Source organism: Marinobacter sp. P4B1 (genome assembly GCF_001447135.1).
In the GTDB taxonomy this organism is placed as follows: Bacteria; Pseudomonadota; Gammaproteobacteria; order Pseudomonadales; family Oleiphilaceae; genus Marinobacter; species Marinobacter vinifirmus.
This window is the reverse complement of sequence record NZ_LLXM01000012.1, coordinates 1-11415: the sequence shown is the minus strand read 5'-3', so window position 1 is coordinate 11415 and position 11415 is coordinate 1. Positions and strand designations below refer to the sequence as shown.

The following is an 11415-nucleotide window of genomic DNA, read 5'->3' as shown; positions in this document are numbered from 1 at the left end:
TGAAGTGGACCCCAAATTTTGGACAGGTGCCTAAGCTCTGATTCATCATCTCCATAAGGAGGAGAATCATGAGCAAGAAACGCAAGCAATACAGCGCATCATTCAAGTCCAAAGTCGCCCTGGCTGCCCTCAAGGGCGACCAGACCACATCCGAAATTGCTGCCCGTTTCCAGATCCACCCCACCATGGTCAGCACCTGGAAGCGCGAACTGCTGGAGAATGCCCCGGGCCTCTTCGAAGGCAAGAAGAAAGCCGGCAAGCAATCCGATGAGCCCAGCACAGACGAACTTTACCGAGAGATTGGCCGACTGACGGTGGAACGCGATTTTTTGTCGCGCAAGCTCGATCAGTAAGCCGTCAACAGCGGTTGGCGATGATCGAGCGTGGTCATCCCCAAGTCAGTCTTTCGCGCCAGTGTGAGCTGCTCAAGCTGAGCCGCTCATCGGTGTACTACGTCCCTCGTGAGCAGTGTCAGGAGGATCTGGATCTGATGTACCTGATTGATCAACAGCACCTGGAAACGCCGTACTATGGCTCTCGCAAGATGCGGGTCCACTTGCAGCACCAGGGCTATCGGGTCAACCGGAAGCGGGTGCAGCGGCTGATGCGCACCATGGGCATTCAGGCGGTGTATCCGCGCCCCAGAACCAGCATTCCGGGCGATGGGCACAAGGTGTACCCGTATCTGCTCACAGGGCTGAAAATCGACCGCCCCAACCAGGTGTGGGCAACAGATATTTCATATATCCCGCTGGCCCGGGGCTTCATGTATCTGGTTGCCATCATCGACTGGTACAGCCGCAAGGTGTTGTCCTGGCGAGTCTCCAACACCATGGACACAGACTTCTGCGTCGATGCACTGGAGGAGGCTCTACAGCGCCACGGAACACCGGAGGTCTTCAACACCGATCAGGGCGTCCAGTTCACCAGCGAGGCCTTCACAAGCGTTCTCAAAGAGCATGGCATCCGGATCAGCATGGACGGCAAAGGCTGCTACCATGACAACATCTTTGTGGAACGGCTCTGGCGCAGCGTCAAACACGAGTGCGTCTACCTCACTGCCTTCGAGGATGGCCGACACTTGAAGCAGGCGCTCCACCGGTACTTCCGGCATTACAATCAGACCCGGTACCACCAAACCCTTGATTACCAAACACCGGATGAGGTGTACTACCAACAACCCATGACCCTGGCAGCTTGAGCCGGGAATACAGCCGGATCAGAGCTTAACTGCACCTTCAGGCTGTCCAACTGATGGGGTCCACCTCAAACAGAGCTCTTTTTCCTTGAGCATCACCTAGTCCTTTTACTGATTTTTTTGCCACGAAATCCACGAAAAAACACGAACAAAGATGACTGATAAGAAAAACCAAAAGCTTTCTATCTTTAATTTCGTGTTTTTTCGTGGATTTCGTGGCAAAAAAGTCTTTAACCCATAAAATCACAAATCCAACTTATACCGAGCATAGCGCCCTTTTCTATAAATGGGCGCCAGCACGCCCTCCGCAACCAGGTGTTGGAGATCCCGGGTAGCAGTGGCTTTGGAGCAACGCGTTAAGTTCTGATATTTCGCCGCATTGATCCCATTTTCAAAGCTCGGCGCATCCTGGCCCAGCATCCTGCGAATCAGCTTAAGCTGTCTGTCATTCAGCAATTCAGTGTCGAGCCCGTCCCAGAAGCGGGCCTTTTTCACCACGTACTGAATAACATCAAACGCACCATCCAACGCCTCAACAACCCGCTCGCCAAACCAATTAACCCAAGGCGTCACATCCAGCGTATCTTTCGACGCCTTGTTAAGCTGCTGGTAATAAGCCTTCCGATGTCGGCTTAACACCGTCGCCAGGCTCATCATCAGCGGCTGCCCCAGCATCTGGCACACAGCCACATCCGCAACAGCCCGCCCCACCCGGCCATTACCGTCTTCATAGGGGTGAATCGTTTCAAACCACAGATGAGCAATCGCCGCACGCGCCACACCAGGTAAGGCGCGGGAGCCATCCTCAAACCAATCCAGGAACCGCTGCATTTCCTCGGGCACACGCACAGAAGGCGGGGCCTCGAAGTGAATCGTTGGATTGTGAACGGGGCCAGAGACGATCTGCATGGCATCTGGATGGGTACGCCACTGCCCCGCTATGCCGGCCGGGCCCAGAAACGGGCCAGAATTGTGCGCCGGAAGCACCAGTTCATTCCAGTGGTGCAGGCGTTCCGCTGTTAATGGTTCTTCGTAAAGATCCATCACTTCAAGAATCAGAGCGGAGATACCTGCCGCTACCGGGTCATGTACCGCCATCTTCTCATTGGGGCTCAAAAAATGATTCTTGATGGAGCTGCGCACATCCTCGCGATTAAGCGATTCACCCTCAATCGCACTGGTTTCGATCGCAGCGCTGACCAGAAGGTCCAACTTCGCTTCGCTACCAAGGCTTTCCGGCACAACCGCCATCGCCCCAAGAATCTTATGAGACGCCGCAAGAGCCTTACTCGTCCAGAGCTCTGCAGATTTCTGATCAAAGCTGTAAGCGGGCCAGTTGTCCAGTTGCCATGTATACATCGAATGAGCCATTAGAAGAAATCTATCGGCTCACTTTAGCACGAAAAATGAGCCGTTAGAAAAACTTAACGGCTCAACCGAAACTGGGCCTCCCGTTCCTTGGAGTGAAATATTTTTTTGCCACGAAATCCACGAAAAAACACGAACAAAGATGACTGATAAGAAAAACCAAAAGCTTTCTATCTTTAATTTCGTGTTTTTTCGTGGATTTCGTGGCCAAACAGTCCTTATCTTTTCATTTTTCCGTGTCCTTCCGTGGATTTAGTGGCAAAAAAAGTCCTTAAACCCCAGCCTCAGCCATCACAGAAGCCAAAACCTCACAAGTCTTCCCAATCTCTCCCTCCGTCAACGTAGGGTGCACCAGGAACATCAAACTTGTCTCCCCCAGCTCCCGCGCCACAGGTAAGCCACCTTCAGGGCGCCAGCCGGTGCCATCAAACGCCTTCTCCAGGTACACCTCCGAACAAGAGCCAGAAAAACACGGCACGCCGGCGTCCACGATGGCATTCAGGATACGGTCCCGGTCCCAGCCCGGCTTCAGCTGCTGCGGCTCCACAAACAGATAACACTTATAAGCCCCATGCTCCACATTCGCCGGCACCTCGGGCACGCGCAGGCCTGGTAGTTCGCGGGCGCAGTCCCAGATGGCCTGGGCGTTGCTCTGCCGGCTGGTGGTCCAGTCCGGCATGCGCTGCAGCTGGATGCGGCCAATGGCGGCCTGCATTTCCATCATCCGCCAGTTGGTGCCAAAGCTCTCATGCAACCAGCGGAACCCGGGCTCGTGGTCGCGCTCGTAGACGGCTTCCCAGCTTTTGCCGTGATCCTTGTAAGACCACATCTTGGACCACAGAGCCTTATCGTTGGTGGTCACCATGCCACCCTCGCCGCCCGTGGTCATGATCTTGTCCTGGCAGAAAGACCAACAGCCCACATGGCCAATCGACCCCACCGAACGCCCCTTATAGCGCGCGCCGTGGGCCTGGGCGCAGTCTTCAATCACATACAGCCCGAACTCCTCCGCCAGCGCCATAAAGCCGTCCATGTCACACGGCCAGCCGGCCAGGTGCACGCACACAATGGCCCGGGTGCGGGGGGTAATCACCTGGCGCACGGTGTCCGGCGTAATGTTCTGGGACTCCGGGCAAACCTCCGCAAACACCGGCACCGCCCCGGCGGTGACAATACTGGAAGCAGACGCCAGGAAGGTACGCGGTGTAACCACTACCTCATCCCCCGCACCAATCCCCAGCGCCTTCAACGCCAAATCCAGCGCCACGGTACCGTTGGCCAGGGCAATGGCGTATTCAGAATCCGCAAACACCGCAAACTCCCGCTCAAACTCCCGGCACTCCTGGCCAGTCCAGTAATTCACCTTATTGGAGAGAAGAACATCGCGTACTGCATTGGCCTCTTCATCAGAAAAAGAAGGCCACGGGGAAAAAGGTCCGTTCAGCATGGTCACTCTGTATGTCGTTAAAGAAAAAGATGAAAGATTGTTTGCCACGAAATCCACGAAAGAACACGAAAGAACACGAAATAAAAGACAAAGAGATTTTGGTTTTTTCAGTCAGTAATCTTTGTTCGTGTTTTTTAGTGGATTTAGTGGCAAAAAAAGTCTTTAGCAGTCACCCACCACAGCAACCCCGCCCCACCCCACACGGCCAACCAACTCCGCCAAGCCAGGGCTTTTGTACGGCACCGAATCATCCTCCCACCGCCGCCGCACGCTCTCATGCAGTACCGGCTCCACCGCCCGCACGTGCTTGCGCCCCATGGCCTTATAGAAGCCCTTGTACTCATTGTGCTTGCGCCCCGCATAATCCGGGTTCAGGCGCAGCAGGAAGTGCGGTTCCAGCCCCAAGCCGCAGGCCTGGGCTTCGCGGGCCATCCATTCGCCGGGGATATCGCCCAGGGCGTGGTCCGGGTAGCCGCCGCCGATGTCGGTATGCACACCGGCAAACCACACCTGCTGCAAATCAATCCCCGGTTTGGAGCTCCACAGGGTAGGTTCGAAATCCTGCCGGTTTTCATCTATGGCCACCGCATGGCGGGCGTGGTTGATGATGCGGCTGGGCTCGGTGTCGTGGAACAGGTAGCGGCTGGTGCCCAGGGTACCCAGAAACGGTGCGGGAATGCCCAGGGCGCCGACGGTATCGAACACCCCGATAAAATGAATACGGCTGACATCCGCCACCGCATAATTCTTGCGGAAAGTCTCCGCCTTCTCCCGCCCGGGGGCAGAGGCCGGGCCGCGGTTGCGGTACAGGGCATAGGCATGGCCCACCTTCTCGGCATGCTCACGCCGCAAAATCCCGCAGTTGCGAATCAGCCCCGCCAGCGAACGCACGGTATAGGCACCGCGGCTGAACCCGAACAGATACAGCGCATCACCCGGCTCGTAGTTATGCACCACAAAGCGGTAGCAATCCTGAATGTTCTTGTCGATGCCCTGGCCGGTAATACCGCCGGAGAACTTGTCACCCTCCGAACCCACTCCCCAGTCGTAAAACACCACCTGCTTGTTACCGGCGGCATCTTCCGGGGCAATGCCCTCAGCCAGGCGCAGAACGTGGGTGGACGTGTCGGATTCCGGCGATTGCCAGGTTCCGTCTGAACAAATGATGATGTTTTTCATGGTGCCTCCTTATTCCCTGGAGTTAGTTAGAATTCCTTTTATGGCCACGGACACTCACGGACCCACACGGACGAAAAACTAATAATTTTCTTTGTCCGTGAGCGTCCGTGAGTGTCCGTGGCTAAAAGCCTTAACGGGGCTCAAGCACCCTAGCCGGATTACCCACCACCATAACTCCCGGCGGTACGTCCTTAGTAACCACGGCGCCCATACCAACCACAGCGCCCTCACCCACTTCAATCAACTGCCGCACAGAAGCACACCCACCAACCCAAGCCAACGGGCCTACCTTAACACCACCGGCCAACACTGCATTCGGGCTAACATGGGCGAAATTACCCATCAAACAATCGTGTTCCACCACCGCCCCGGTATTCACAATACAGCCCTCACCAACCTCCGCGCAGGCGTTGATAACGGCATTGGCGAACACCACAGAGCCAGCGCCAACTAGCGCATACTCACTAACAACTGCAGCAGGATGAACAACCGAAACCAGCCGGCCACCCGAAGCCGCCAACTCACGCTGTTTAACCTGGCGAATCCGGTTATTACCAATGGCAACCACAACGCCATCAAAGCCCTTAACATCTTTCAACAACGCAGCGGTGTCGCCAACAACCGCCCAAGGGCCGTTCTTCGTCAGCCCCGGCCAGGCATCATCAAAAAACACCACCTCATCCCAGCCCGCCAGCCCGGCAGCATCGGCTACCACCTTGCCGTGGCCACTGGCACCGAGAATGGCAAGGCGCATCAGTCTTTGCTCCCGGTGAACTTAGACATAGTCACCTCACCCTCCCCACTAATCCCATCCCGAACCAGCACCTTCTTCACCGTAAGGAACAGAATCTTCACATCCAACCAAAGCGACTGATTGTCCACATACCACACATCCAGCCGGAACTTGTCTTCCCAGGAAATCGCATTTCGGCCATTCACCTGAGCCCAGCCGGTCACACCCGGCCGCGCGTCATGGCGGCGATACTGTTCCTTCGAATACAGCGGCAGGTATTCCATCAACAGCGGCCGTGGGCCTACCAGGCTCATATCGCCCTTGAGTACATTCCACAGCTCCGGCAACTCATCCAGACTGGTGGCGCGCAGGAAGCTGCCGAACGGCGTCATGCGCTGATCATCTGGCAGGGGGTTGCCGTGTTTGTCGGTGGCGTCCAGCATGGTGCGGAACTTCACCATCTTGAACGGTTTGCCGTTCAGGCCTGGGCGGGTTTGGCGGAAGAATACGGGGGAGCCGAGTTTGCGGTGGATCAGCACAGCAACAACCACAATAACCGGAAACAAAACCACCAACGCAAAGGCAGAAGCCAGCACATCGAACAATCGCTTAATCACTCTACCCCCATCTCCCCCAACATAAACTCATTCACCCGATGCACATCGTACTTCTGCTCCGCCACCAGTCGCGAGCGCTCACCCATACCAGCCACCAGCTCCGGGTTCTCTATAAACTTAACCATCGCCGCAGCCAACTCATCCACCGCCTTTACCGGCACCAGAAACCCGTTATCACCATCCGTAACTGTTTCCCGGCAACCGGGTGCGTCGGTGGTAATCACTGGCCGGCCCATGGCCATGGCTTCCAACACAGTTCGGGGTGTCCCTTCCCGATACGAGGGCAGCACATACACATTGCAGTCTGCAATTGCAGGGCGCACATCGGCCAGTTTGCCGAGGAACTCGACCGTACCCGTGTTCACCCACCCATCCAGCTCCTGCTGGCTGATGGCATCCGGGTTGTCGTCTATCCAGCCCACCAATCGGAACACCGCATCCGGGTATTGGGCTTTGACCTTTCGGGCCGCCTGAGCGTACTCCCGCACGCCCTTGTCGCCCAACAAACGGGCAATCAGCAGAAACGAAGGCTTCTCCGGCAAGGGTGCCAGCGCGTAATCCGCCACATCCACACCGGAGCCATTCACCACGCAGGAAGGAATGTCTGCCGGCAACAACCCCAGTTGCCGGAACAGGGCTTCGTCGTCCGGGTTCTGGAAGAACACCTTGCGGCTTTTGGAAAGTCCGAACCGGTACAACCGCTGAATCAGCTTGCGCAGCAAGCCACGCTTGCCAGACGCATCACCGGTAAAGGCATAACCCAAACCGGTCACGAGAGCAAAACGGTTGGGCACATTCGCCAGCCAGGCTGCCATCGAACCGTAAATCACCGGCTTGATGGTGTACCCCAACACATAATCCGCCCGAATACGCCGCATCAACCGCCAAAGCTCTGCCACCGTAGCCAGATCGGCCACCGGGTTTGTGCCTGTGCGCTTCAGGCTGATGTCATGCAGGGTAATGCCCAGTGCTTCCAGCTCGGTGCGGATATCCGGCACATCGGCCAGATCCGGCGCGGCCACGTGCACATCCAGCCCCTTCGCCACCAAGGCACGCAGCAAAGGCCCGCGAAACTTGATCAGCGAATCAGGGAAACTGGCAATCAGCAGAAACGTCTTCAAAGCCGCAAATCCGCCTCACCCAAAGGCAGCACACCCTTCAAGTCAAACAACACACCATCCGCCCTCAGATATCCCCGCAGATCATCGGCACTCATGGCCGCGTATTCTTTGTGCGGCACCGCCACAATCACTCCGCTGTAACTGCCCTGCTCCGGCTTTTCCGTCAGGCTGATGCCGTATTCATGCAGCGCTTCGGCGCTGTCGGCCCAGCAGTCGGTGACATCCACCTGGCAGCCGAAATCTTGCAGTTCTTTCACCACATCAATCACCCGGGTGTTGCGCAAGTCCGGGCAGTTTTCTTTGAAGGTAAAGCCCATTACCAGCACCCGGGCATTGGCGATGGTGTGGCCCGCTTTAATCATGGCTTTTACCAGTTCCGACGCCACATAGGGCCCCATGCCATCGTTGGTGCGCCGGCCGGCCAGTATGATTTCCGGGTGGTAGCCAATGGCCTGGGCTTTGTGGGTGAGGTAGTACGGGTCTACCCCAATGCAGTGGCCGCCCACCAGGCCGGGCTTGAACGGCAGGAAGTTCCACTTGGTACCGGCTGCGGCCAGCACTTCGTGGGTATCAATACCCAGCCTGGCGAAGATCATGGCCAACTCATTCATCAGCGCAATGTTCAGGTCCCGCTGGGTGTTCTCGATCACCTTGGCCGCTTCCGCCACTTTGATGGAACTGGCCTTATGGGTACCGGCGGTGATGATACCCGCATACAAGGCATCCACTTCCTCGGCAATGGCCGGGGTAGAGCCGGAGGTGACCTTCATAATGGTGGTTACCCGGTGTTCCTTATCTCCCGGGTTAATCCGCTCCGGGCTGTAACCGGCGTAGAAGTCCTCGTTAAACTTAAGGCCAGACACCCGCTCCAGCACCGGCACACACACCTCTTCGGTGGCACCCGGGTACACGGTGGATTCGTAAATCACAATATCGCCGGATTTAAGCACCTTGCCCACACTCTCACTGGCCTTCACCAGCGGCGTGAGGTCCGGAGTTTTGTAGTCATCAATGGGCGTGGGCACGGTAACGATAAACACCGTGCAGTCTGCAATGTCATCCAGGGAATCAGTGAACGATAGCTGGGAAGCAGCGGCCAGTTCCTCGGCAGAAACTTCCCGGGTGAAATCCTCGCCTTGCTTCAGCTCGGCAATGCGCTTAGCGTTGATATCAAAACCCACAACCGGACGTTTTTCACCGAAGGCCACGGCGAGGGGGAGGCCTACGTAGCCGAGGCCAATAACAGCAATTTTTTTCATGATGTTAGTCCATTAAAGATTAAAAAATATTCTTAGCCTGAATCTACAAAGGGGTCTGACCCCACGGGTCAGGCTCCCTACACAAGCCAGCGCCATTCACCAAACAGACGAAACCGCCTCAGTTCTTCAAATACCAAGGCATCGCCTTAGCAATCCCCTCAAAAATCCGAAACTCCGGCGCATACCCCAACTTACCCGCCGCCTTACCAATATCCGCCTGGGAATGCCGAACATCCCCCGGCCGAAAATCCCGGTACACCGGCGCTTTGTCATACACAACGCCATTCTCCGCCAGGGCACTCTTCAACGCGGCGAACAGATCATTCAGCGTGGTGCGGTCACCCACCGCCACGTTGTAAACCTCGTTTTTGGCAGAATCCTCCGCCGTGGCCGCCAGCAGGTTGGCTTGCACCGCGTTTTCGATAAAGCAGAAATCCCGGCTGGTGTCGCCATCGCCGTTGATGAACACATCCTCACCGCGCACCATGGCGGCGGTCCATTTCGGGATAACCGCGGCATAGGCACCGTCCGGGTCCTGGCGCTTGCCGAACACATTGAAGTAACGCAGGCCAATGGCCTTGAAGCCGTAACTGCGGGCGAACACCTCGGCATACAGCTCATTCACATACTTGGTCACCGCATAAGGCGACAATGGCTTGCCAATGTTCTCCTCCACCTTAGGCAACGCCGGGTGATCGCCATAGGTAGAGCTGGACGCCGCATACGTGAAACTCTTCACCCCCGCATCCCGCGCAGCAACCAGCATGTTCAGGAAACCGGTAATATTGGCCGCATTGGTGGTGATGGGGTCATTCAAAGACCGGGGCACCGAACCCAGTGCCGCTTGGTGCAGTACGTAGTCCACGCCCTCGCAGGCCTGCTGGCAGTGTTCCAGATTACGGATATCGCCTTCGATGAAGGTGAAGCGGGACCACTGCTCTGGCGACACCAGGGACTGAACTTCATCCAGATTGCTTTGGTGGCCGGTGGCGAAGTTGTCCAGGCCTACTACGTGTTGGTTTAGTTTCAGGAGGTGTTCGAGGAGGTTGGAGCCGATGAAGCCGGCTGCTCCGGTGATTAGCCAAGTTTTGGGGGCCGCGGGCAAAGCCTCGGTGATAGCTTTATATCTGTCCATGAAATGACCTATATAACGGATACTAAATTGATAAAAATACGAGAAGATTCAAATTGGAAACCACTGATGCTGTGGCGCTAAACCGGTTCAATCACCAAACCAGCACTGTTCGTACGCGGCAACCATTCTCTCGATCGAGAAGTTATTCTTAATATGTTCAACGCACCTGATTCGCCGCTCGGCCCATTCATCAGGCCGCTCCAACCACTCAGAATGCATCGTCAGCATGAGATCACTCAACGCTTTCGGGTTTCCGGGTGAGCACAGCAAGGCAGGATCGCCGACAATTTCACCGGCATCACCTACATCGGTAGAGACCGCCGGGGTTCCGCAAGCCATCGCTTCAGCCAGAACGTTGGGGAACCCTTCAGAGGAACTGGAAAGAACATGAAGATCCAGCGCGTTCATTACCGCCGGTATATCTGTGCGCTGGCCAGCCAGGATGATTTTTTCGATTAACCCGAGCTCAGTGATTCGAGCCATTAACTCCGAGTTTTCGGTGGTGAGGCCACGGCCCACCAGCAAACATTTGAAGTCCACGCCGGAGAGTTGCAGCTCATAGAGCGCGGAAAGCAGATTGTCGTGATCTTTAAACGGATCATAGCGGCCTACTTTGCCGAGAAGAAAGGTTTCCGGGCCGACGCACAACGATGTTCTCAGCTCCGAGCCTGACGGTTCATCAACCATGAACTTCGACAAGTCATAGCCGTTCGGGATGACTAAGAGTTTGCTCCGGGAGTAGCCAATATCACTATGCACTTCTAGCGCCTTCTTCGCACAGCAAACTATTCTCTCGGGGACAATACGTGAAAGCAACGCCAAAACTTTGGCAATCGCAATCGTTGTTCGCTTTGCTTTCCCCTTCTCCAGCGTTGAGTGGCGAATGCCCCAAAATATCTTCCTTACACCGACCATCCTGGCTGCAAGGCCACCAAAAAGATCCGAATGGTACATCCAGGTCTGCACAGCATCCGGCGCCTCCGCACGGATGAGGCGAGTGAGCTTCCAAAATCGCCCAACGCTCGGCTTACCCGGGTTCATTCCTAAGCAGAAAACCTTAACCCCAAGGTCCTCAAGCAAAGGGCCGTACTTACCCATATCCATCAGAGAAACTACGATATGAGTATGCTCTGAACTTTTGGTGATCAAACGATACAAAACTGCTTCTGCACCGCCATCATTAAGCCCAGTAATTACATGGAGAACCTTCATCCCAGCTATGAGTACCTTTTTTCGAGCACTGAAATATATTTATCAATCGCTTTATCTTGACTAAAGAACCCTGCGCGCTCCGCCAGGTCGAACTGATTGGGGTTGGCGAGCACATCATCAATAGCCGACGCCAACTCATCAATGTT

The 11415-nt window shown here is 55.8% G+C and carries 10 protein-coding genes; 1 reads left to right on the top strand and 9 read right to left on the bottom strand.

Annotated features, from left to right (window positions below; translation table 11 throughout):
- The first annotated feature begins 68 nt into the window (after positions 1–68).
- Positions 69–1201 (top strand): IS3 family transposase gene (locus tag AQ621_RS09440; protein WP_145840233.1). Its coding sequence is split into 2 segments (ribosomal slippage): positions 69–339 and positions 339–1201, totalling 1134 coding nucleotides; the frame shifts between segments, so codons are not numbered across the junction.
- A gap of 240 nt (positions 1202–1441) precedes the next feature.
- Here AQ621_RS09440 and AQ621_RS09435 read toward each other — a convergent pair.
- The 9 genes from AQ621_RS09435 to AQ621_RS09395 all read right to left on the bottom strand — a co-directional run bounded on the left by AQ621_RS09435 (position 1442) and on the right by AQ621_RS09395 (position 11269).
- On the bottom strand, positions 1442–2569 hold the full coding sequence (locus AQ621_RS09435; protein WP_082641012.1) for a Fic family protein: 1128 nt from the start codon (positions 2567–2569) through the stop codon (positions 1442–1444).
- Between the two features lie 268 nt (positions 2570–2837).
- On the bottom strand, positions 2838–4013 hold the full coding sequence (locus tag AQ621_RS09430; RefSeq protein ID WP_058341251.1) for a DegT/DnrJ/EryC1/StrS family aminotransferase: 1176 nt from the start codon (positions 4011–4013) through the stop codon (positions 2838–2840).
- Positions 4014–4175: 162 nt separating this feature from the next.
- On the bottom strand, positions 4176–5192 hold the full coding sequence (locus AQ621_RS09425) for a DUF2235 domain-containing protein (RefSeq protein WP_058341250.1): 1017 nt from the start codon (positions 5190–5192) through the stop codon (positions 4176–4178).
- Positions 5193–5322: 130 nt separating this feature from the next.
- The gene (locus tag AQ621_RS09420) at positions 5323–5949 is read right to left on the bottom strand and encodes an acetyltransferase (protein ID WP_058341249.1); all 627 of its coding nucleotides are present in this window, start codon (positions 5947–5949) and stop codon (positions 5323–5325) included.
- Complete coding sequence (locus AQ621_RS09415) at positions 5946–6542, bottom strand: sugar transferase (protein ID WP_058341248.1); 597 nt, start codon at positions 6540–6542, stop codon at positions 5946–5948. The genes AQ621_RS09420 and AQ621_RS09415 overlap by 4 nt, the downstream gene beginning before the upstream one ends.
- A complete protein-coding gene (locus AQ621_RS09410) occupies positions 6539–7663 on the bottom strand; it encodes a glycosyltransferase family 4 protein (protein ID WP_058341247.1) in 1125 nt (374 codons plus the stop codon). The genes AQ621_RS09415 and AQ621_RS09410 overlap by 4 nt, the downstream gene beginning before the upstream one ends.
- Entirely contained in the window at positions 7660–8922 is a 1263-nt protein-coding gene (gene tviB / locus AQ621_RS09405; RefSeq protein ID WP_058341246.1) for a Vi polysaccharide biosynthesis UDP-N-acetylglucosamine C-6 dehydrogenase TviB, read from the bottom strand. The genes AQ621_RS09410 and tviB overlap by 4 nt, the downstream gene beginning before the upstream one ends.
- A 118-nt stretch (positions 8923–9040) precedes the next feature.
- A complete protein-coding gene (locus AQ621_RS09400; RefSeq protein ID WP_058341245.1) occupies positions 9041–10057 on the bottom strand; it encodes an NAD-dependent epimerase/dehydratase family protein in 1017 nt (338 codons plus the stop codon).
- A gap of 87 nt (positions 10058–10144) precedes the next feature.
- Positions 10145–11269, bottom strand: a complete 1125-nt coding sequence (locus tag AQ621_RS09395) for a glycosyltransferase family 4 protein (RefSeq protein WP_058341244.1) — start codon at positions 11267–11269, stop codon at positions 10145–10147.
- Between the last annotated feature and the right edge of the window lie 146 nt (positions 11270–11415).

What these genes read in the sequence shown, in the direction of transcription:
- AQ621_RS09435 (WP_082641012.1), bottom strand. Translation starts at nt 2,569, where the DNA reads ATGGCTCATTCGATGTATACATGGCAACTGGACAACTGGCCCGCTTAC.
- AQ621_RS09430 (WP_058341251.1), bottom strand. Translation starts at nt 4,013, where the DNA reads ATGCTGAACGGACCTTTTTCCCCGTGGCCTTCTTTTTCTGATGAAGAG.
- AQ621_RS09425 (WP_058341250.1), bottom strand. Translation starts at nt 5,192, where the DNA reads ATGAAAAACATCATCATTTGTTCAGACGGAACCTGGCAATCGCCGGAA.
- tviB (WP_058341246.1), bottom strand. Translation starts at nt 8,922, where the DNA reads ATGAAAAAAATTGCTGTTATTGGCCTCGGCTACGTAGGCCTCCCCCTC.
- AQ621_RS09400 (WP_058341245.1), bottom strand. Translation starts at nt 10,057, where the DNA reads ATGGACAGATATAAAGCTATCACCGAGGCTTTGCCCGCGGCCCCCAAA.
- AQ621_RS09395 (WP_058341244.1), bottom strand. Translation starts at nt 11,269, where the DNA reads ATGAAGGTTCTCCATGTAATTACTGGGCTTAATGATGGCGGTGCAGAA.